20 protein-coding genes are annotated in these 22,203 nt (G+C 31.5%); 9 read left to right on the top strand and 11 right to left on the bottom strand.

Going from position 1 to position 22,203, the window contains the following annotated elements:
- Positions 1-5: 5 nt before the first annotated feature.
- Positions 6-599 (bottom strand): RsmD family RNA methyltransferase, encoded by a 594-nt coding sequence (locus tag FLAK523_RS12025; protein ID WP_248903712.1) that lies wholly within the window; start codon positions 597-599, stop codon positions 6-8.
- On the bottom strand, positions 596-1,408 hold the full coding sequence (locus FLAK523_RS12020) for a DUF3822 family protein (protein ID WP_248903710.1): 813 nt from the start codon (positions 1,406-1,408) through the stop codon (positions 596-598). Before FLAK523_RS12020 ends, FLAK523_RS12025 begins: the two co-directional genes overlap by 4 nt.
- 208 nt (positions 1,409-1,616) lie before the next feature.
- On the opposite strand from FLAK523_RS12020, the gene FLAK523_RS12015 reads away from it, so the two are divergent.
- A complete protein-coding gene (locus tag FLAK523_RS12015; protein WP_248903708.1) occupies positions 1,617-3,038 on the top strand; it encodes an ATP-dependent RecD-like DNA helicase in 1,422 nt (473 codons plus the stop codon).
- 77 nt (positions 3,039-3,115) lie between these two features.
- Here the strand turns inward: FLAK523_RS12015 and FLAK523_RS12010 are convergent, their stop codons facing one another.
- The gene (locus FLAK523_RS12010; protein WP_248903705.1) at positions 3,116-3,922 is read right to left on the bottom strand and encodes a hypothetical protein; all 807 of its coding nucleotides are present in this window, start codon (positions 3,920-3,922) and stop codon (positions 3,116-3,118) included.
- Positions 3,923-4,028: 106 nt separating this feature from the next.
- On the opposite strand from FLAK523_RS12010, the gene kdsB reads away from it, so the two are divergent.
- The 3 genes from kdsB to FLAK523_RS11995 all read left to right on the top strand — a co-directional run bounded on the left by kdsB (position 4,029) and on the right by FLAK523_RS11995 (position 7,684).
- Positions 4,029-4,757, top strand: coding sequence for a 3-deoxy-manno-octulosonate cytidylyltransferase (gene kdsB, locus FLAK523_RS12005; protein ID WP_248903703.1), 729 nt, complete (start codon positions 4,029-4,031; stop codon positions 4,755-4,757).
- 208 nt (positions 4,758-4,965) lie between these two features.
- Entirely contained in the window at positions 4,966-6,279 is a 1,314-nt protein-coding gene (locus tag FLAK523_RS12000; RefSeq protein ID WP_248903701.1) for a pitrilysin family protein, read from the top strand.
- Positions 6,272-7,684: a pitrilysin family protein gene (locus tag FLAK523_RS11995; RefSeq protein ID WP_248903699.1), complete on the top strand. Its 1,413-nt coding sequence runs from the start codon at positions 6,272-6,274 to the stop codon at positions 7,682-7,684. The genes FLAK523_RS12000 and FLAK523_RS11995 overlap by 8 nt, the downstream gene beginning before the upstream one ends.
- A 92-nt stretch (positions 7,685-7,776) precedes the next feature.
- Here FLAK523_RS11995 and FLAK523_RS11990 read toward each other — a convergent pair whose 3' ends face one another.
- Positions 7,777-8,487 (bottom strand): potassium channel family protein, encoded by a 711-nt coding sequence (locus FLAK523_RS11990; protein WP_248903697.1) that lies wholly within the window; start codon positions 8,485-8,487, stop codon positions 7,777-7,779.
- A 65-nt stretch (positions 8,488-8,552) separates the two neighbouring features.
- The gene (locus FLAK523_RS11985) at positions 8,553-9,218 is read right to left on the bottom strand and encodes a spermidine synthase (RefSeq protein ID WP_248903695.1); all 666 of its coding nucleotides are present in this window, start codon (positions 9,216-9,218) and stop codon (positions 8,553-8,555) included.
- A gap of 63 nt (positions 9,219-9,281) precedes the next feature.
- Between FLAK523_RS11985 and FLAK523_RS11980 the strand changes: the two genes are divergently transcribed.
- Complete coding sequence (locus tag FLAK523_RS11980) at positions 9,282-9,833, top strand: 1-acyl-sn-glycerol-3-phosphate acyltransferase (RefSeq protein WP_248903693.1); 552 nt, start codon at positions 9,282-9,284, stop codon at positions 9,831-9,833.
- Positions 9,834-9,914: 81 nt separating this feature from the next.
- On the opposite strand, the gene FLAK523_RS11975 is transcribed toward FLAK523_RS11980, so the two are convergent.
- Positions 9,915-10,391 carry a helix-turn-helix transcriptional regulator gene (locus FLAK523_RS11975; protein ID WP_248903691.1) on the bottom strand — a complete coding sequence of 159 codons (477 nt, stop codon included), beginning with the start codon at positions 10,389-10,391 and terminating at the stop codon, positions 9,915-9,917.
- A gap of 311 nt (positions 10,392-10,702) precedes the next feature.
- Between FLAK523_RS11975 and FLAK523_RS11970 the strand changes: the two genes are divergently transcribed.
- From FLAK523_RS11970 to FLAK523_RS11955, 4 genes are all read left to right on the top strand, one after another.
- On the top strand, positions 10,703-11,857 hold the full coding sequence (locus tag FLAK523_RS11970) for a M14 metallopeptidase family protein (protein ID WP_248903689.1): 1,155 nt from the start codon (positions 10,703-10,705) through the stop codon (positions 11,855-11,857).
- Positions 11,858-11,933: 76 nt separating this feature from the next.
- Complete coding sequence (locus FLAK523_RS11965; RefSeq protein WP_114755272.1) at positions 11,934-12,413, top strand: Lrp/AsnC family transcriptional regulator; 480 nt, start codon at positions 11,934-11,936, stop codon at positions 12,411-12,413.
- A 111-nt stretch (positions 12,414-12,524) separates the two neighbouring features.
- Entirely contained in the window at positions 12,525-15,110 is a 2,586-nt protein-coding gene (locus FLAK523_RS11960) for a phosphoenolpyruvate carboxylase (protein WP_248903687.1), read from the top strand.
- Between the two features lie 12 nt (positions 15,111-15,122).
- Positions 15,123-15,638: a DinB family protein gene (locus tag FLAK523_RS11955; protein WP_248903685.1), complete on the top strand. Its 516-nt coding sequence runs from the start codon at positions 15,123-15,125 to the stop codon at positions 15,636-15,638.
- Between the two features lie 51 nt (positions 15,639-15,689).
- Here the strand turns inward: FLAK523_RS11955 and recQ are convergent, their stop codons facing one another.
- The 5 genes from recQ to aroB form a co-directional block, all read right to left on the bottom strand.
- Entirely contained in the window at positions 15,690-17,804 is a 2,115-nt protein-coding gene (gene recQ, locus FLAK523_RS11950) for a DNA helicase RecQ (protein WP_248903683.1), read from the bottom strand.
- Between the two features lie 129 nt (positions 17,805-17,933).
- Positions 17,934-18,347 (bottom strand): DNA primase, encoded by a 414-nt coding sequence (locus FLAK523_RS11945; protein WP_248903681.1) that lies wholly within the window; start codon positions 18,345-18,347, stop codon positions 17,934-17,936.
- Between the two features lie 9 nt (positions 18,348-18,356).
- Positions 18,357-19,328 carry a deoxyhypusine synthase family protein gene (locus FLAK523_RS11940; protein WP_248903679.1) on the bottom strand — a complete coding sequence of 324 codons (972 nt, stop codon included), beginning with the start codon at positions 19,326-19,328 and terminating at the stop codon, positions 18,357-18,359.
- A 97-nt stretch (positions 19,329-19,425) separates the two neighbouring features.
- Positions 19,426-20,826, bottom strand: a complete 1,401-nt coding sequence (locus tag FLAK523_RS11935; RefSeq protein WP_248903678.1) for an arginine decarboxylase — start codon at positions 20,824-20,826, stop codon at positions 19,426-19,428.
- 291 nt (positions 20,827-21,117) lie between these two features.
- The gene (gene aroB / locus FLAK523_RS11930; protein WP_248903677.1) at positions 21,118-22,197 is read right to left on the bottom strand and encodes a 3-dehydroquinate synthase; all 1,080 of its coding nucleotides are present in this window, start codon (positions 22,195-22,197) and stop codon (positions 21,118-21,120) included.
- Positions 22,198-22,203 lie beyond the last annotated feature (6 nt).

Raw genomic sequence — 22,203 nt, 5'->3', positions numbered from 1 at the left:
ATTTTTTATTCTTCTTCGTTGTCTTTTTCTTCTGAATCCTCAATTTCTTCTTCATCACCAGAACTAATTTCGAAGAAACTAAAAATAGATCCGCCGTAAGTTTTCTTGAATGAAAAGTGAATCATATGATCCAACTTAGTGTATTTTGAATGTTCGATAACCATCATTCCGTCTTCATGAAGCATATTTTTTTCGAAAACAAGTAAAACAATTTTTTCGAAAGTAGCTTGATCTAAAGCGTATGGTGGGTCAGCAAATATAATATCGTAAGTGGCTTTGTTTTTTTCTAAAAAACTAAAAACATCACTCTTTGTGGCTGCAATATTAAAATCATATTCAGCAGCTACCTGCTTAATGAATTTCACACAACCAAAATCTCCATCTACGGATGTGATAGGTGAGCTTCCTCTTGAGGCAAATTCGTAACTTATATTCCCAGTTCCTGCAAATAAATCCAACACTTTTAATCCCTCAAAGCTAAAGTGATTATTCAGTACATTGAATAAGGCTTCTTTAGACATATCAGTAGTGGGGCGAACCGGAAGGTTTTTAGGTGGAAGTATTCGTCTTCCTTTGTATTTTCCCGAAATGATTCTCATGAGTTAAATAATATAAAATGTTTCAAATTTTGAGCTGTTGTGAAAGAGTTGGTTTTTTGTAAATCGCTAACGTCATAAAATGAAACGTCACGGATGTACTTGTAAGCTATTGTGTAGAAATCATCCTCTTTACTAATAGTTCCTAATAATTCAAGTTTAAAACTTTCTGGATTCATACTCATTTGTTCTGCTACGAATAGCAAATAATAAATAAAATCCTCAGGTGTTTGATAGTCAAAAGAGTTAAATAACAACAACTTTTGATTTTGAATTACGATTATTTCAAAATGACCTGGATTGAAATTCACAATCATTTTTTTATCATCATTATTCTTGGATGCATCCAAAAGCTTTGTCACAAGTACGCTGTTAGCGTGTTTGTAATCGAAAGAACCAAATTGATCAATAAAAAAATTGTTGATATTGACATAAGGGATATAAACGGCATTTATGGAATAGTTGCTTATTTCATCAAATGCAAAAAAATCAGTTTTAAAAACTTTAGTATTGTACTGTAAATAGCTACCCAGGAAGTTTTCGTCAAAAAGAGGTGCAGGGACAAATGTGGAAAGGTTGTTATTGTGAATAACAAGAATTTCGTCATAAGAATCCTTTAATTCCGGATTTTCCCGAAAAGCATCTGCAAATAATTCTTCTATTTTAATTGTTTTATCAAAGGTGTCAAATTGCACTTCTTTTACAGATAGTATCGTATGATTTAAAGAATCAAAACAACAAAAAGAAAGCCCATTCAAAGACACTTGAATGGAGAGTTTTTTATATTTCTTATCGGTTATGTTTGTGTTCATATTGATTTTTTACAACAGCACAAACTTACAAATTTAAATAGCAATAACAATGGGAATAACGATGTCAAAAATCATTATATATAAAACCATTACTAATCTTAAATTTTAAATTAAGTATTGTTAATATAATTTATAATTGCCATTGAAATTGGTTATTTTCATTGCCATTGCCATTAAAAAACTTTACTTTGCAACTAAAATACACCAAATGAAATCTTCCTTGTTTTATAGCCTTTTACAAAAAAAATTCCCTTTTAATCCCACTTATAAGCAGGATATTTTTTTTCAAAAAATCGCTGTTTTTTTAACGGAAAAAGAAAATGACACCATATTTGTTTTAAAAGGATATGCCGGAACAGGAAAAACATCTGTTATTTCGACCATTGTAAATAATTTAATCGAAATAGATAAAAAATATGTTTTGCTGGCGCCAACTGGTCGTGCGGCCAAAGTAATTGCCAGTTATTCGAATAAACCCGCTTTTACAATTCATAAAAAAATCTACTTTCCTAAAAAGTCTTCCGGTGGAGGTGTTTCCTTTACTTTACAGCCCAATAAACATAAGAATACTATTTTTATTGTCGATGAAGCTTCGATGATTTCAGACAGTAATTCGGATTCGAAATTATACGAAAACGGTTCTTTGCTGGATGATTTGATTTCTTATGTGTATTCAGGAACCAATTGTAAAATGATTTTACTGGGAGATACAGCTCAGTTGCCGCCTGTGAATCTCGATATCAGTCCTGCTTTAGACATTCACACTTTGAGTTTGCATTACAATAAAGAAATAGAGCATATTGAGCTTGATGAAGTAATGCGTCAGGAAGAGAATTCTGGGATTTTGTTTAATGCAACTGAACTTAGGGAATTGCTAAAAGATTCCTTCATATCCGATTTTCAGTTTGATGTTAAAAAATACAAAGACATTGTTCGTTTGATTGACGGTTATGATATTCAGGACGCCATTAATTCAGCGTACAGTAATTATAGTATTGAAGACACGGCTTTTATTGTTCGTTCGAATAAAAGAGCCAATCAATATAATGAGCAAATAAGGACAAAAATACTCGATAAAGAAAGCGAACTTTCCACAGGAGATTTCTTGATGGTGGTGAAGAACAATTATTTTTGGTTAAAAGAATCGGATGAAGCAGGTTTTATTGCCAATGGTGATATTATCGAAGTCTTGGAAATTTTCAACATCAAAGAATTGTATGGTTTTAAGTTTGCCAAAGTAAAAATTCGAATGGTCGATTATCCAAGCCAGATTCCTTTTGAAACGGTGTTGTTATTGGACACTATAAAAAGCGAATCGCCTTCTTTAACTTATGATGAATCCAACAGATTGTATCAGGAAGTCCTGAAAGATTATGAAGGGGAAACCAAATACAAACAATTTCAGAAGGTAAAAGCTAATGAGTATTTTAATGGGTTACAAGTGAAATTCTCTTATGCGATTACCTGTCATAAATCACAAGGAGGGCAGTGGAATACCGTTTTTATTGAACAACCGTATTTGCCAAATGGTATCGACAGAGATTACATTCGTTGGTTGTACACAGCGATGACTCGTGCCAAAAATAAATTGTATTTGATAGGGTTTAAAGACGAGAATTTTGTGGAGTAATTTTCTTTGATTGGGCTTGCCAACTTCTTATTGGTTTAAAATGATAAACTATATGCTATAGAAAAAAATGCAGAATATCAATAATAAATTATATCATAAGTGTTTTTTTCAATCAGTTTCCCATCTAAAAATCGATCTCTTATGATAATGTTTCCCTTTTTATCATAAGTATTATTAAAGGTTACGGTTTCAATGATGCTGTCATCACTTTTGTAATAAGTTTTTTTGGTTAAGTTTCCTTTTACATCAATTTCGTAAGTGTAGTAATTATTATTTATAGTGTTATTAGTTGATCCACTTTTGATAATATATCCTTTCTTATTAAAATATTTTTGGGTTCCCATTCTTTCTAAAGTTAAAGTGTCTGTAGTGGTTTTTGAAACAAAAAATTTCTTTTTATAATTGTATTCAGTTTTTGTTATTCCAAAGATTTTACCAAAAGAGTTTAATTTTTTTTCCATTAGATTATTGTATTTATCAAATACTTGAGAAATCAAAAAATAGACTTTTTTATCATCAAATTCTTTTTCTTCAATTAGATTATTTTTTTTATCATATTTATAAGTAGTTAAATGTGTATTATTTTCTAAAATCGGCTTTTTTTCTATTAGTAAACCATTTTGATATTTAAAGCTAGTTTCTTTTTGATTATCTTCTGTGGTTATTTTTTCATTTATTACATTGTTATTAGAATCAAAGTTTAAAAAGGTGTTTTTAACCAAATTAACGGTGTCTTTTTTTATGAATTTATATTCATAGTTTATGATATTAATTGATTTTATTTTTCCAACTAAATCTTGAGTGTAATCTTTGTTAAAATCTTTAATTTTAGCGGGACCACAGGAAAATAAAAATAAAAAGAGTAATAGATAAATCGATTTCATAAATAATGAATTTTTACTAAAAGTAAGAAATTATCTTAAAAGATATAAGTTATAGTTTATTCTTTTTAAAATAATAGTATTTTTGTTAATCTAATTAATCTATTCTATGAAAATCATCGCCGTTATTCCCGCACGTTACGCTTCTACACGATTTCCAGCCAAATTAATGCAGGATTTGGGAGGTAAAACAGTGATTTTAAGAACCTATGAAGCAGCGGTAAGCACGCAGTTATTTGACGATGTTTTTGTGGTAACTGATTCGGATTTAATATATAATGAGATTGTTTCAAATGGCGGAAAAGCCATTCGAAGCATAAAAGAACACGAATCAGGAAGTGATCGAATTGCTGAAGCAATTGAAAACCTAGAAGTGGATATTGTGGTTAATGTACAAGGAGATGAGCCTTTCATCAATGAAGAACCATTGGCGAAATTGATAGAAACTTTCAGGAAAGATTCTACTAAACAAGTGGATCTGGCTTCATTGATGAGAGAAATCAAAGATGAAGACGAAATCAATAATCCAAATAATGTGAAAGTGGTCACAGACCAAAACGGATTCGCATTGTATTTTTCGCGTTCTGTAATTCCTTATCCAAGAGAGAAAAACGTAGGTGTTCGTTATATGCAACACATCGGGATATATGCTTTTCGAAAACAAACTTTGTCTGATTTTTATAGTTTACCAATGAAATCATTGGAGGCATCCGAAAAACTGGAACAATTGCGTTATCTAGAATTTGGGAGACGCATCAAAATGATTGAAACTACCCACGTTGGAATTGGAATTGACACTGCTGAAGACTTAGAAAAGGCAAGGAAAACGCTGTTGTAATTGAGTTTGTTGATTACTATGCTAGTGTTAAAAAAAGATAAGTATAAGAAATTAGTTACTATTATTTTTTATTACTCAATAAAATAGTAGTAGTTTTATAGGCAATTAATATTAGACCTATGAAATGAGCATAACCTAAATTTGGTCGTAATACCAATGATAAAATGTGAATTACATATGACAATTAAAAAACAATAAATATCAACAGATGAAAAAAATAATGCTCCATCTCTTTCTTATGGGAGCCTTCTACGGACAGGCCCAAATGAAAGCGGATGATGTAAAAACGTTCACTCTTACAAACGGAATGAAGTTTCTGGTTGTAGAAGATTTCTCTATTCCAAATGCCAATATGTATTTGTTTTACAAGGTGGGAAGCCGAAACGAATACCAAGGTATCACTGGACTTTCTCATTTTTTCGAACACATGATGTTCAATGGTGCCAAAAAATACGGCCCAAAACTCTTTGACCAAACGATGGAATTCAATGGAGGCGCAAATAATGCGTACACCACTGAAAACGTTACGGTTTATACTAATTGGTTTCCAGCTGCATCATCAGAAGTTATTTTTGATCTTGAAGGAGATAGAATTTCAAGTTTGAGTATCGATCCTTCTATGGTAGAAAGTGAAAGAGGAGTAGTGTTGAGCGAGCGCCGCACCGGTCTTGAAAATTCTCCTTGGCGTCTTTTGTCACAGTCTGTAAAAGCAACTGCTTTTCAGGAACATCCTTATCACTGGCCAGTTATCGGTTATGAAGATGATATGAAAAACTGGACGCAACAAGATTTAGAGCGTTATTTTAAAACCTATTATGCACCAAACAATTGCGTAGTGGTTGTTTCGGGAGCGATAAAATTAGAAAAAGTAAAAGAATTTGCTAAAAAATACTTGGAACCCATTCCAGCGCAACCAACACCGCCAGTGGTTCACATTGTTGAACCGGAACAAACGGGGGAGCGTAGAATTACAGTAAAAAAAGAAGTAGCCACTCCGTATCTTTTGATAGGTTATCATACTCCAGAGTCTAAAAACGAGGATTATTATGCATTAAATGTGTTAAGTTCTGTTTTATCAAGCGGAAAATCATCACGTTTATATGCCTCTTTGGTAGATCAAAAACAACTGGCAACACAAGTATTTACTGATTATGGAGATAGTTTTGATCCTAATCTTTTTAATGTATATGCTGTTGCAAATAAGAATGTTAAAGAGGGTGATTTAGAGCAAGCCATTTACACTGAGATTGATAAAATTAAAAAAGAGGGTATCAGTGAAAATGAACTTCAAAAAATAAAAAACCAAAAATTAATGGAGTTTTACAATCAGGTAGAAACCATTAATGGAAAGTCAAATAATATAGGTACATACGAAGTGTTTTTTGGTGATTACAAAAAAATGTTCAACGCTCCTGCTAGCTATAATAAAGTAACAATTGCCGATGTTCAAAGAGTTGCACAGAAATATTTCACTAAAAGCAACAGAACAGTAGGTGTATTAAAAACAAATGTAGATGAATAATATTATGGAAGGAATTAAACAAAAACTCATGATAATCTGCCTTTTGGTTTTTACAGGTACGAATCTATCAGCACAAAGTTTTAAATTACCAGCTTACACTACTTTTAAATTACCAAACGGACTTACGGTAAACCTAATGGAACAACATGACGTGCCCATTATTAGCGTTTCAGCAATACTTCCTGCAGGTGCGATTTATGACAATGAAAAATCAGGATTAGCATCTTTGACCGCTACCGCACTAAAACATGGTACTAAAAGTTTTTCAAAAACAAAAATTGATGAAGAGTTAGATTTTATAGGTGCTGATGTGAATACCTATTCATCTAAAGAATTTTCGGGTCTTAGTTCTACTTTTGCAACTAAAGACAAAGTCAAAGTACTTTCCATTATTAAGGAAATTCTACTAAATCCTGTTTTTGACAATAGTGAATTTGAAAAAGAAAAAAGTCGTTTATTAGTAAATCTTGAACAACAAAAAGAAAGCCCACGTGCAGTAATAGGACCGTATTTTGACACTCTTTTATATGGAAATCATGTATATGGAAATGTTGTAAACGGTAATAAAACCACTGTTGGTAAGTTGACGGTGAAAGATTTAAAAGACTTTTACAAAGACAATTACAAGCCAAATAATTCGGCTATAAATATTGTTGGTGATTTCACTTCTGTTGAAATGAAATCAATTATAACTAAATTATTTTCTGGTTGGGAAAAAGGTGCAAATGAAAAAGAAAACCTTGCTTCGAAACCTATCAAAACTCCAACAGAAAGCAATGTGTTATTAGTGAATAAGGGTGATGCCAAAGAAACTACTTTTTATATTGGTGCTCCAGGAATAAGTCGTAATAATCCAGATTTTGTAGCAATTGAAGTGGTTAATACACTTTTTGGAGGACGTTTCACTTCAATGTTAAATGACGAACTTAGAGTAAATTCAGGTTTGACTTACGGTGCTTCAAGTAGATTTAGTACATTAAAGAACGGTGGGACATTTTTAATTAGCACATTTACTGCTGTAAAGACTACTGAACCTGCAATAGATAAAGCGCTTGAAGTTTTGAATAAATTGCATGCTACTGGAATCGATGAAAAAGCATTAAATTCTGCTAAGAATTATGTGAAAGGACAATTCCCTCCTGATTATGAAACGACTGAACAATTATCGAGATTGTTATCACAAATGTTCTGGTATAATTTTGACAAATCATTTATTGATAATTTCGAAAAAAATGTTGATGGTTTAGACTTGGCAAAAGCCAACCAAATTATAGCCAAATATTTCCCAAAGGACAAACTACAATTTGTGTTAGTAGGAAAATCAGAAGATATTAAAAAGATTGCTGAAAAATACGGTAAAGTTATTCAGGTTGAAATAACAGATGATATTTCGAATAGAAATTAAAAAATGTAAAAAGGGGATTAGATTCCCCTTTTTTTATACTTAAAAATCAATGTCCTCTGTTAAATAAATAACAATTGATAAAATGATTTAGGTTAGTCTTGGTTTTCAGGGTCGAAATATCCTGTTGCTTTTATTTTTGTAGAGAAAAAATTTAGAAACAAGACAACATATAATAAAACTAACATGGATTGTATACTTACTAATACTTTCCCAATAGTTTGTACTGGATAGAATTCTCCAAACCCAATCGTGGATGAAGTAACCGTACTAAAATAGATTGCATCAAACCAATGCAAAAAAGGTTTGTTTAAATAATTATCACAGCTATACAATACGCCAAAAGCAAACACCATTTCTAAGTAATTAAAGAAAAGTAATAGCATGGATCTTTTGTAAGAGCGGGGCTTTGAAAATAAATCGGAGGCAAAAATTAATGTTGGAATATAAAAAACTGTTTCTAGCATTACATATATCATAATTCCCAGTATAAAGTGATTGCTTTGCCAGTTATTGATTAAAATTACCAATGGAAGCGCTACTTTAAGCAATACATAAATATCCAAAGCAAGATCTTCATATTCAGGTCCTCTCTTTGAAGCTGCATATTTAATGTAAATACCGGGAAATAGTAATAATGAAGAGGATAGAAACAATCGAACAATTTTTTCAATTCCGTTGTCATCCTGATGGTCGTTATTCCAAATGGATTTTATATTCTTAATTCTCTTTTGAAAAGGATTGTATTTAGGTTTTTCTACTTTTGAGATGTTTCCTAGTAATAGTTTTTTTAATATTTGTTTCATCTTTATGTTCTAATGGGACTTTAAAATTACGGTTCTTGTTTTATTCTAAAATAAGAATAGCTGGTTCAGGCTATTTTTTCAATGATAATCATTTCATTATGCTCTTCAATTCTAGGGAGTGATTTAATTCTAAAATGAGGGTCGTTAAAATCAGTGAGGTACTTTTTATTTCTTTGATTATCTATTTCGGTCAAAAGCATTGTGTTAAAAAGTATAAAACCTTTATTTTTTAAAAGGAAGCATACTCGATTGACAAAAAAACTTTCAAATAAAAAATTAGGCATTGTCGTATCCTGAAAAACATCAATAATAATCAAATCGTACTTTTTTGTTGTTTTCAAAACAAATTCAAATGCATCATCTATAACGATCTCAAGTTGTTTAATTTCATCCAAATTGAAAAAGTCCCTAGAGACTTGAATTATTTCTGGGTCAATTTCGACTCCGGTTATTTTTCCTTTATATTTAATTTCATCGACTAACGTTTTAATTACACTTCCCCCTGCGACACCCAGAACCAAAATATGATTCATTTGCACTATTTTATTAAAGCCAATCGATTTCAGCCCTTTTCTAAGAACACGTTGCAAACTACCATAAGAATAATTAGTATTTTTAGAATCTAAAACCAGTTTACCGTTAGCCCAAGTCACTTCAATAGTCTTACTCAATTTTGAATTTTGTGAATAAATTTTAATGGGAATTAGGTAACTGAATATTTTTTTAAGCATCAAAAGAAGTTTTTACCCAAAAATAAGTTTTAAATTATTTATTTTGCACTAAATTGGACAGTAATGAAGAAACAAATTTATAAGTGGATATTTTTTCGCCTAATGGGCTGGAAAATTGTAGGAGGGATAGATGCCGATATTAAAAAATGCGTGATGATGATTATGCCACATACAAGTGCTCATGATTTTTATTTGGGAATTTTCACAAGAGGCATAACGGGTTTAGAAATGAACTTTGTGGCTAAAAGAGAATTGTTCAAATTTCCATTTGGGGCTTACTTCAGATATATGGGAGGGGAACCTCTGGATCGTTCGGGTGGATTAAATAAAGTAGATTCGATTGCGGCCATTTTCAAAAGAAGAGAAACGTTTCGTCTTGCGGTAGCACCCGAAGGAACCCGTAAAAAAGTAGACCAACTTAAAACAGGATTTTATTATATTGCAATGAAAGCTAATGTACCTATCGTACCTGTAGCTTTTGATTTTGGAAAAAAAGAAGTCAATCTAGGGACGCCATTAATACCAACAGGAGATCTAGAGACAGATTTAGCTGTTTTAATGAAACATTATGAAGGAGTGGAAGGAAAAGTTCCTGAAAAAGGGTATAAAGGATAAGGTATCTTCTATTTATTGTCAAAACTGTATTAAGGCCGTAATTAAGTTATTTAAAAAAATAATTTAATTACGGCCTTAATTTTAATTTGGTGTATATGTTTTGAAAGTACCATTTTTATAAAAGAAAACAATTTTTTCTAATTCTGGTGAGTTGGAATCAATATTATTATCTGGAGATCTGTAATTAGGAGATTCGACAGATTTCACTATTTCGTTATTATTTATTTCTGAAAACAAGTTATTAGCAATTACAGCTTCTGAAATTGGAGTAGGGGTTTTAGTTTTAACTTCTTCTTCAAAAATCGATTCCCGACTGTCTATGGTTTCTAAATTTTTCGGAAAACTTCCTTTGCCATTCAAAATCCAGTACAAGTCTACATCTGGAAAAACATCTAATATTTTAAGAATAAAATCCAGGCTAGGTTTATTTCTACCTGAAAGTAGATGAGACAAACTGGAACGTTGTACACCAATTTTATCTGCAAATCCAGATGCATTCAAGCTGTAATAGTCAAGTATGATTTCTAATCTTTTTATAAAATCTTCCGTGTTTACCATTGTAAATAATTGTTTAAAACAAACTATTTACAAATGTAATCAAAACAACTAACAATAACAATATTACAAGTGTAAAACAGGTAAATATAGTTTATTGATATAAATAATAAGTTTATATAAACTACATTAATAAACTGAAAACAAAGTAGTTGTGTAAAGAATAATAAACGCGTAACATTTGTCAATCATAACGCTATATAGACATTGGCTTAAGGATGTATATTTGTTTACATTTTTATAAAAAACAAAATTTAACCAGTTTACAATTGTAAATATAAAGATGTTTACTTTTGTAAATCAAATATGTTACTATGAATTTCGAACAATTATTCGCTGAAAATAAAGAGCAATCTATCTCTGGTAGATATCTTACATTAGAATCAATCTCAACTTTTTTAAAAAGAATTAATACAGATAATCAGTTACACGTTGTTGGACAATCGGTATTGGGAAAACCAATTTATAAATACTTAATTGGTGAGGGGAAAACGAGAATATTTTTATGGTCACAGATGCATGGAAATGAAAGTACCACGACTAAAGCTTTATTAGACTTTTTCAATGTACTCCATAACGGCTCTGATTTAGCAAAAGAATTGCTTTCTAATTTTACTTTTTGCGCACTTCCAATGCTAAACCCTGATGGATCTAATGCGTATACCCGAGTTAATGCAAATGATGTGGACTTAAATAGGGATTCTCAAGAATTGTCTCAACCTGAAAGTATTGTTCTTTGGGAGGTCTTTGATGACTTTAAGCCTCATTATTGTTATAACCTTCATGATCAACGTACTATTTTTGGAGTGGGTGATACCTCTAAACCGGCAACAATGTCATTTTTAGCCCCTTCTTATAATAAGAAATGCGAAATAAATGAATCTCGATTAAAGGCAATTAATTTGATTGCTGGAATTAATGATATTTTGCAACAGTTCATACCAAATCAAATAGGTCGTTTTGATGATTCTTTTAATATTAATTGTGTTGGTGATGCTTTTCAAGCTATAGGAGTGCCTACTTTATTATTTGAGGCAGGTCATTATCCTGATGATTATCAAAGAGAAGTCACTAGAAAATTTGTGTTTTTCGCATTGGTTTCTAGTTTTATTATACTCAGCGAAAACGATATAGTTGGCAATAGAATGGATGATTATTTGAAGATTCCTCAGAATAGTGTCGTTTTTTATGATTTTTTATATAAAAATGTCAAGATAAATTATGATGGTATTGAAAAAATTACGAATTTTGCTGCACAGTATAAGGAAGAATTAATTGATGATAAAATTTGCTTCAATGCTTATGTTTCGGAAATAGGAGATTTAGAGGGTAAATCCGGTCATTATGAGTATGATGCAAATGGAGTTTTGTATACCGATGAGAATGATAATATTCCGGAAGTGGGTCAAAAAGCAGATTTTTATTTAACTAAAAACATCAAATTTGTTAACGGATTGGTAAAAATGTAAGTTTTTTTACATTTTTATTGTTTTTATGCATATTTTTATACTTCGTTATCGCATTTAATAATATAATTAAAGAATTATGAGTAAGTTCCGTTTAGATGAAGTTGATCATCAAATTTTGGACATGTTGATCGACAATACAAGAGTTCCGTTTACGGATATTGCAAAAAAATTATTAATTTCTGCTGGAACTGTCCATGTAAGAGTTAAGAAGATGGAAGATGCTGGAATTATTATGGGGTCTTCATTAGTACTTGACTATGATAAGCTAGGGTATTCATTTATTGCCTATGTAGGTGTGTTTCTTAATAACACGTCTCAAACTAAATTTGTTTTAGAACGTATTAATGAAATTCCATTTGTAACAGTAGCTTCTGTAACAACAGGTAAGTTTAATATCTTTTGTAAAATTAGAGCTAAAGATACGAAGCATGCTAAAGATGTAATCTTTATGATTGACGATATCGAAGGTGTATATAGAACCGAAACTATGATTTCTCTTGAAGAATCTATAAACGATAAAAAGCGTTTAATGCATACTATTTTTAAAAATATGTAATTATTCTTGAATGCTTATTTAAAAAATAACCTCAAGTTTATTCTTGAGGTTATTTTTTTTTGTAAAATTTCTAACAAATTAGCTAATTAACCAACCAACTATAACAGAATTATGTACACGCTACCTAAAATTGAGCGCTTTAATCAAAATGTGCTCTCAAAATATAATATTTACAACAGTGTTTTTATTACGTTACCGTTTGATTCTATAGATAATACGGGAGTTTTACTTCCTCTGTTTACTGAAGTTTGTGAAAGTGGTTTCAAAAAGCAGCAAACCCCAAAAGCTATAATTGATTTCTTTGCAGAAAAATATTTAACCAGTACTTCAGAAGCCGACAAAATTGATTTAATGTTTCGTTTTATCCAATATATAGAGCGTCAGATTGTTTTGTTTGATGCTGTTGAAGATGCTGCTTTTCCTGTGGTTAATAATATGGAGGGTAGAGGGTCTTTAAGGGATATAAAAGAGAAAGCTGATGCTAAAAATAAGAAAGAGGAGTTAGTGGATTTTTTGGAAAATTTCAATGTTAGAACTGTGCTAACTGCACATCCTACCCAGTTTTATACCGGAGCAGTGTTAGGGATCATAAATGACCTTACGGATGCTATTAGAGGCAATAATCTTCTTAAAATCAAACAATTATTGTCTCAACTTGGTAAAACGCCTTTTATTAAAAACGAAAAACCAAATCCTTATGATGAAGCAGTAAGTCTTATTTGGTATCTTGAAAATGTATTCTATCACACTTCAGGCGATATGGTTCATTATCTACAAAAAAATGTTTTTAAAGGGGTTACGATACAAAATAAATTAATAGAACTTGGTTTTTGGCCTGGTGGTGATCGTGATGGAAATCCTTTTGTAACTAACGAAATCACATTGAAAGTTGCTGAGCGATTAAGGTCTTCTATTTTGAAGTGTTATTATGTTGATATTCGGAATTTAAAAAGAAAGCTAACTTTCTCAGGTGTAGATAATATAGTTGCTGAACTTGAATACAAACTTTACCGTTCTGTTTTTTATTCCAGAGGTGAAATTTATATCACTTTGGATGAGTTTAAAGAGCGATTAAACGAGATTAAAAAAATTGTTATCAATCAGCATCAGTCTTTGTATTTGGATGATTTAGAGGCTTTATTGATTAAGGTGAATTTATTTGGTTTTCATTTTGCGACTTTAGATGTTCGTCAGAACAGTAAAATCCATGATTCAGTTTTTGAAGATATTGTAGATTATTATTTAAAAAACGACAACAGTGTTTTTCCTGAGAATTATTACCAACTAACATCCGAAGAAAAGATTGTTGTTTTGTCGAATGTTAAAGGAAATTTAGATCCTGAGAATTTCGAAAATGAGATAACTAAATCAACAATTGGGTCGATTCAGGTGATTAAGACGATACAAGAGAAGAATGGTGAATATGGTTCAAATCGTTATATAATCAGTAATAATGAAAGTGCTCAGAATGTAATGGAAGCTTTTGCATTATTTAAATTGAGTAATTGGGATAATCCTTCTGTTGATGTGATTCCGTTATTCGAATCTGTTGAAGATTTGCAGAATGCGCATAACGTAATGGAGACTTTGTATACCAATGCGGTTTATTCAAGTCATTTGGAAAGCAGAGAAATGAAGCAAACAATAATGCTTGGTTTTTCTGATGGTACAAAAGATGGTGGGTATTTAATGGCAAACTGGGGAATTTATAAAGCAAAGGAAGAGCTTACGGCAATTTCCAGAAAATACGGTGTAAAGGTTGTTTTCTTTGATGGTCGTGGTGGTCCTCCAGCACGTGGAGGAGGAAAAACACATAAATTTTATGCTTCATTAGGGCCTAAAATTGAAAACAAAGAAATTCAGATTACTATTCAAGGGCAAACTATAAGTTCTAATTTTGGAACTTTAGATTCATGTCGTTATAATTTGGAAAACTTACTAAGCGCAGGTGTTTCTAATCAAATTTTCGAAAAAAATGACAATGAACTATCTGTTACTGAAAAGAATGTTTTAGACCAGTTATCGGATATTGGATACCAGAAATATTTAAGTTTTAAAAATCACCCTAAATTTATTCCTTACCTAGAGCAGATGAGTACGTTGAAATATTATGCTAAAACTAATATTGGAAGTCGTCCATCAAAAAGAAGTAAATCAGATAAATTAGATTTTAAAGATTTAAGAGCGATTCCGTTTGTTGGATCTTGGAGTCAATTAAAGCAAAATGTACCTGGTTTTTTTGGTGTAGGAACTGCATTGAAACATTTTGAAAACACACAGCAATGGGATAAAGTTCAGGACTTATATAACAATTCTTTGTTCTTTAAAACCTTGTTAGAAAACAGTATGATGTCTTTGACTAAATCATTTTTTCCGTTGACGGAATATATGAAAAACGATCCTGAATTTGGTGCTTTCTGGCAAATTATTTATGATGAATTTTTAGAATCAAAAAGATTGTTGTTAAAAATTGCGGGTCATAAAGAATTGATGGAAAACTATCCTGATGGTAAAGCATCTATTCAAATAAGAGAACATATTGTACTGCCATTGTTAACAATACAACAATATGCTTTATTAAGAATTAATGAGTTAAACAAGTCTAATGAGCCGGATGTGAACTTAATTAAAGTATATGAAAAGATAGTTATGCGCTCCCTTTTTGGAAATACTAACGCTAGTAGAAACTCAGCTTAAAATTATATAAATATGCAATCAGACCAGTTACCAGTTACTGAATACGCTCCTTATTATGCTGGATATATTCAGATTTTAGAAAATGTAAATTTGATGGAGGAATTAGAAATTTGTCTTCATGAATTTATCAAATTTGTCCAAGACATTCCTATGGATAAATTTGATTTCCGTTATGCTGAAGGAAAGTGGACCATAAAAGATATTATTCAGCATCTTATAGATACTGAACGCGTTTTTAGTTATCGTGCTATGAGAATTTCTAGAAACGATTTGACTCCTTTACCGGGTTTTGAAGAAAATGATTATGTCGATAATGCATTTGCAAATAAAAGAAGTCTTCAGGAATTATTAACTGAAATGGCGGTTGTAAGGCAGTCAACTTTGTCCCTTTTTAAAAGTTTTTCACAAGAGCAACTTGAAAGAATTGGAACTGCATCGAATTGTGAAGTTTCTGTACGGGCTATTGGTTTTATAATCATTGGTCATCAAAAGCACCATCAGAAGGTTTTCAAGGAAAGATATTTGTAAATAAAAAACAGTAAAGGAATTACACGAATATAAAGTGTAATTCCTTTTTTTTTATGAAGGATTGCTTCCTTTTTCAATTATGGCTAATGCCAATCTTATTTTATCATAAGCCACTTTTTCTTCCAGATAATCATAGTAAGGTTTTAAAGTAGTAGGATTGTTTAGTTTTATTCGGGCTTCAATAATTATACTCACTTCTTCTCTAGTTACAAATTGATGTAAATCGATTGCTGCACCGTCCATATATAATTTTGCTAAATGAGACATTACAGTACCTAAACCTAATTTTCGTTTTGCAGCTATTTCTTCGACAGTAGTTCCGTTTTGAAAAAGCAGTAATGTTTCTTTATAAGTACTTGCTTCTTTCTTCGGTTTTACCTCCTTGCTTTTTTGAAAATTTATTATGGCTTTTATAAAAGCATCTCCATATTTTTCTAGTTTTGCGTTTCCTACACCATCAATTGAGATTAATTCTTCATCACTCATTGGTCTATTAGTTTCCATTTGGCGTAAAGCCGCATCGCTAAAAATTACATAGGCAGGCACTTTTTCTTCTTTAGAGATTTCATAGCGTAGTTTCCTCAGAGTCTCAAAAAGGGAGTTGACTGACGCTTTCTTTTTCGGTTCTTTAATCTCAGTATTTTCAATAATTGCTTTCTGAACAGTCGTTAACTGTACTTTTTCTCCTTCAAATAAGACTTCTGGTGCCAAGGAAGTCAATCTGATCTTATTTTGTTGGTGAAAGGCTATTTCACAATACCCTTGATTGATGAGTTGGATTATGTATTGGTTCCAGTCAAACCAGGAAATATCGCTTCCTATTCCATAGGTTTTTAGGTTTTGGTATTCTTTTTCGAAAATATAAGCGTTTTTAGAACCCCTCAAGAAATCCACAATCACAGGCAGAGGTTCCGATTCTTTTAGGCGTATTATTGCTGATAGCGCTTTTTGAGCTACAACAGTTCCGTCGAAGAAAGAGGGAGGGTTTTTACAAATATCACAATTTCCGCAATTCTCGGTTACCAATTCTCCAAAATAGGAAAGCAATATTTTTCTTCGACAACTCAGTGCATCGGCATATTGCTTCATTCTTTCGAGTTTGGCCAGTTGGACTTCGGCATTCAATCCTTGTGATGCAAATTTTTGCAGTTGTATGACATCTCCATAACTTTCAAATAAAATGGTTTCAGAAGGTAGTCCATCTCTTCCAGCACGTCCTATTTCCTGATAATAACCTTCTATGTTTTTTGGTAGATTATAATGAATCACCCAGCGTACATTAGATTTGTCTATTCCCATTCCAAAAGCAATAGTAGCACATACGACTTGGCAATCGTCATTGATAAACTCGTCTTGCGTTTTTGAGCGAATGGTATTGTCTAAGCCTGCATGATACGCTTTAGCATTCACACCTACTTTCTGAAGTTTATCCGCAAGCTCTTCTGTGGTTTTTCTACTTAAACAATATATGATACCAGATTCATTTGGTTTGTCTTTGATGAAATCGATAATTTGTTTAACTCTGTCAAGTGCGGGACGTACTTCTAAACTTAGATTTTTTCTATCGAATGAAGCAACAAATATTTTAGGTGATTTTAAATTTAATTGTTGGCTAATGTCTTTACGTGTAGCTTTATCCGCGGTAGCAGTTAAAGCTAAGATTGGAGTAGAAGGGAAGCGGTTTTTAAGATAACCTAAATTGGTATAAGCGGGTCTAAAATCATGGCCCCAAGCCGAAATACAATGTGCCTCATCAATTGCAATAAGGCTTACTGTGAGTTGGCTGAAAACCTGATCTAGATAAGACAGACTCTCTGGAGCAATATACACAAGCTTAACTTTGTTGTCTTTCAGGTTTTGAATATGCAATTGCTGTTCTGATCCACTCTGACTACTATTGATAAAACAAGCTTCAATACCATTAGCTCTTAAACTATCTACCTGATCTTTCATTAAAGCAATTAACGGCGAAATAACAATAGTGATTCCTGGCAACAATAAAGCAGGTAATTGAAAACATATAGATTTCCCACCACCTGTAGGCATAATTGCTAAAGTATCTTTTTCTTCAAGAATGGTATTGATGATTTCTTCTTGATTGGGTCTGAATTTTTCAAAACCAAAATTTTCCTTAAGCGTATTGTGTAATATTTTTGATGTAATCATTTTGGAAATATAGATTTTAGATAGGGAAGTTAATCAATTTACTTTTTTATTTATCAAAGCAAGGTTGATAAATAAAAAAAGGAACTCAATAGAGAGTTCCTTTTTAGTATTTTAAATGAAATTTAGAATTTAATCTTCTTCATCGTCATCATCTTCTTCGCTTGAATCTTTGTCATCTTTGTCGTCATCGTCATCATCCTCGCCATCAGTATCTGGTTTGTCTAATTTTTCATCGTCATTGTCATCATCGTCATCATCATCATCCATTGAGTCATCATCAAGTTCTAAGCCGCTAACTGGCTCATCAACTCCATCGATATCATCATCTTCATCATAATTTTCCATACTGTCAGCAAGTTTAGTACTTACTTTTACCAGGTAAATGGTATCTTCAGTTCGTACTTCTACAGCTTCTATTAATTCATTTTTAGCATTTCTAAAACGAATTATATCAGAATCATCGTAACCATCAGGAAATCTCTCTACTAATAAGTTTAAAATTTCGTTGGTCAGTTTTGCGTAATCAACTATTACTCTTTTCATAAAGTTATTCTATAAATCTAATAAATAAGCGAAAATTAAAGGAGCTACAATTGTAGCGTCCGACTCGATGATAAACTTAGGAGTATTTATGTCTAATTTACCCCAAGTAATTTTTTCATTTGGTACTGCCCCAGAATACGATCCGTAACTGGTTGTAGAATCTGAAATTTGGCAAAAATAACTCCAAAAAGGAATATCATGCATTTCCATATCTTGGTACAACATAGGGACAACACATATTGGAAAATCTCCAGCAATACCACCACCAATTTGGAAGAAACCAATTCCTTTAGAACTGTTCTTTGGGTACCAGTCTGACAAGTAAACCATGTATTCAATCCCTGACTTCATTGTAGAAGCTTTTAAATCTCCTTTAATTACATAAGAGGCGAAAATATTACCCATTGTGCTGTCTTCCCATCCTGGAACAACCATAGGAAGGTTTTTCTCAGCTGCAGCATACATCCAACTGTCTTTAAGGTCTATTTCGTAATATTCTTCAAGAACACCAGAAAGCAACATTTTGTACATGAATTCATGAGGAAAATATCTTTCTCCATTATCATCTGCATCTTTCCAGATTTTGTAAATGTGTTTTTGTAAACGACGGAAAGCTTCGTGTTCCGGAATACAGGTATCAGTTACACGATTTAATCCTCTTTCTAATAAATCCCATTCATCTTGCGGAGTTAAATCACGATAATTTGGCACTCTTTCATAGTGAGAGTGTGCAACTAAATTCATAATATCTTCTTCAAGATTAGCTCCTGTACAAGAAATTATTTGAACTTTATCCTGACGAATCATTTCGGCAAAAATCTTTCCAATTTCGGCTGTGCTCATTGCTCCAGCCATACTCACCATCATTTTGGCACCATTTGCTAATTGTTGTTCGTATGCTTTAGCAGCATCAACTAAAGATGCAGAATTGAAATGCAAATAATGCTTTTCAATAAACTGACTGATTGGTCCTTTACTCATTTTTTTGGATTTAAATATTTAAAAATCAATTATATAGAAATGAAGGCATTCCCAAATATAATAAATTTTTAAATTGACTAATTGTGTATTTAATTATTTATTTTTTATCGTAACCTAATATTTTTAAAATATCGCCAGCAGTCTGTTGCTCTGAGAATACTTCTGTTGCCAAAATTCCGTTTTCGTCCCTATCAATTAAAATATGTTTGGGTTGAGGAATTAAACAGTGGTGCAATCCACCATATCCACCAATTGTTTCTTGGTAAGCTCCAGTATTGAAAAAGCCTATGTATAATGGTTTTTCCTTATTGTATTTAGGCAAATAGATGGCATTCATATTTTGCTCTGAATTGTAATAATCATCGCTGTCACAGGTAAGTCCACCTAGCAAAACTCTTTCGTAAGTTTCATTCCATCGATTAATTGCAAGCATTATAAAACGCTTATTAATAGCCCAGGTATCAGGTAAAGTTGTAATAAATGAAGAGTCGATCATATTCCATTTTTCTCTGTCATTTTGTTGCTTTTGATATAAAATCTGGTAAATTGCCCCACCGCTTTCTCCAACAGTAAATGAGCCAAATTCAGTGAAAATATTTGGTACATCAACCTCTGCTTCGTCGCAGGCAATTTTTATTTGATTGATAATTTCATCAATCATATACTGATAATCATATTCAAATGCCAATGAATTTTTGATAGGAAATCCTCCACCAATGTTCAATCCATCTAATGTAGGACATTCTTTTTTAAGAGCAATGTAAACTTTGATACATTTCACTAATTCATTCCAATAATACGCAGTGTCATTAATCCCAGTATTGATAAAAAAGTGCAGCATTTTCAGCTCTAATTTATCATTTTCCTGAATTTGTTTTCTGTAAAAGTTGACTATGTTTTTGTAACCAATTCCAAGTCTGGAAGTGTAAAACTCAAATTTAGGTTCTTCTTCAGCAGCAATTCGGATTCCAATTTTGAATTTCCCTTTAATTTCAGCCTGAAGTAAATCCAGTTCTTCGTAATTATCAATAATTGGAATAGTGTTAATATGTCCGTTATTAATTAAACGAGCTATGTTATCTATGTATTGATCTCTTTTGAATCCATTACATATTACATATGTACTTTTATTAATCTTCCCATTTTTCAATAAGTTTTCAACGATATCAATATCAAAAGCTGATGATGTTTCAATATGGATGTTATTCTTGAAAGCTTCATTCATGATATATTCAAAATGAGAACTTTTAGTACAATAGCAATAAAAATACTTTGCGTCGTACTTGTTTTTTTCCATTGATTTACGAAACCAACTTTTGGCTTTGTTGATGTTGTTTGAAATTTGTGGCAAATAGGTAAACTTTAATGGTGTACCGTATTGTTCAACTAATTTCATCAAATCGATATTGTGAAACTGAAGGTTGTCTTTATTTAAAGTAAACTCTTCTTGTGGGAAATAATAAGTTTGATTTATTAAGTCGGTATATTTTGTGTTCATTTGAATTTTAGAATTTTAGATTAATTAAATAGTAAGTGTAAATTAATCTATAATTCAAACCCTGATATTTGCATAAATAATCTGAAGTTTCTCGTTTTCTTCTTTCAAGTATTGAAAAATATCAAAACTAAAGTTTCCTTTTATCGAATAGAACCTTTTCAACAATCTTAGGAAAGACCTATTGTTTTGGGTTCTATTAGAACTGTGATTCTCTTGTTTTTGATTTTTTTTCATTGCGGCAAATGTAAAAAATATTTTATACGTAAAGCAATGCTTTTTTGTAAAAATATATTAAGATTTATAATCCTCAAATGCTTTAAGAATTAATTCATTTTCAACAGATTGATTGATCTTTATTTTTCCGATACCTTCTATTAATGCAAATTGAATGGTACCATACTCATTTTTTTTGTCGTGAATTAGTAATTCAAGTATAGGATCGATGTCATTTGCTTCTATAGTGATATCTTCAAAGATAGTCTTTATAGTTGTCTTTATTTGTAAGTATTCTTGCAAATTGATTAAATTCATATTTAATGAAATGTAACTTTCAAGGATCATTCCTATGGCAATTGCCTCACCGTGGAGTAACGTTGTTTTATTTTCATTTTCTAAAAAATAACTTTCGATTGCGTGTCCAAGTGTATGTCCAAAATTTAATGCTTTACGAATATTTTTTTCAGTAGGGTCTAGAGTTACTATTTCGTTTTTAATTTCCACTGAACGATAAATTAATTCGTCAAAATCAGCAAAATCAATAGCTTTTAAATCTAAAAACTGTTCCCAATAGTTTTTATCATAGATTAAACCGTGTTTCAGCATTTCAGCAAGACCAGACCTCATTTCGTTTTGCGGTACTGTTTCTAGATAATTGGAATCAACAAGAACCATTACAGGCAAGTTAAAAACACCTATTTGATTTTTCAAGTTACCTAAATCAACCCCGTTTTTACCACCTACTGATGCATCAACCATTGCTAATAGGGTAGTAGGAATATTGATGAAATCAATACCTCTTTTAAAAGTTGAAGCTACAAATCCTCCAAGATCAGTTACTACACCTCCACCTAAATTAATTACAAGGCTCTTTCTATCGGCACCTAGTTCCGTCAAAACATTCCAAATTTGGACACAAGTTTCAATATTTTTATTGACTTCCCCATTATCAAATTCTACTATTTCAATGGTTAAGTCGGTTTCAATATTTGGTAATAATTTTGGCAAACAATATTCGGCCGTATTAGTATCTACTATAATAAATATAATGGAGTAGCTGTTTTCTTTTAAATGTAGATTTAATGCTTGATAACCACTTTCGTTAAAATGTATTGGACGATTATTAGCTTCTATTGTTTTTAATGAATTTGACATAATAGT

It is taken from the genome of Flavobacterium sp. K5-23, from assembly GCF_023278045.1.
Lineage (GTDB): Bacteria > Bacteroidota > Bacteroidia > Flavobacteriales > Flavobacteriaceae > Flavobacterium.
The sequence above is the reverse complement of the archived record's forward strand: the minus strand, read 5'-3'. Positions and strand labels throughout refer to the sequence as shown.